Annotated in this window: 1 pseudogene; it reads left to right on the top strand. The window is 61.2% G+C overall.

From position 1 onward, the window contains the following. Positions 1 to 182: 182 nt before the first annotated feature. A pseudogene (locus EN781_RS33885) lies at positions 183 to 438 on the top strand (4-hydroxyphenylpyruvate dioxygenase); the annotation flags it as partial.

Here is a 438-nt window from a genome sequence, read left to right as displayed (position 1 = left end):
AGCCAGTATCTTGCGATCGAATTGATCAAGGCGCGCATTATCCACGGATTTTCCTCCAATCATGCACGTTCTACGCATGACATGAGCATTTCAGGCGTTCGAATGCAAGCACCGTGCGGCCCTCCGGCGTTATCATGAGCGAAGATGGCCAAGACCGGCCGCAACAGCTTCGGAGAACCGCCATGGGCCCCTTCCCGCACGACGCCCCGCCCGCCAGGATCAGCAAGGCGAACCCCGCCGGCACCGACGGTTTCGAATTCGTCGAGTTCGCGCATCCCGAGCCTGCCAAGCTCGCCGAGCTCTTCGCCCGCATGGGCTATGTCGCGGTGGCGAAGCACCGCACCAAGGCGATCACCGTCTGGCGGCAGGGCGACATAAACTACATCGTCAATGCCGAGCCCGGCTCGCATGCGATGAAATTCGTCGACAAACACGGCC

It is taken from the genome of Mesorhizobium sp. M4A.F.Ca.ET.090.04.2.1 (genome assembly GCF_003999085.1).
Classification (GTDB): Bacteria; Pseudomonadota; Alphaproteobacteria; order Rhizobiales; family Rhizobiaceae; genus Mesorhizobium.
This window is presented reverse-complemented; position numbering and strand designations above follow the sequence as displayed.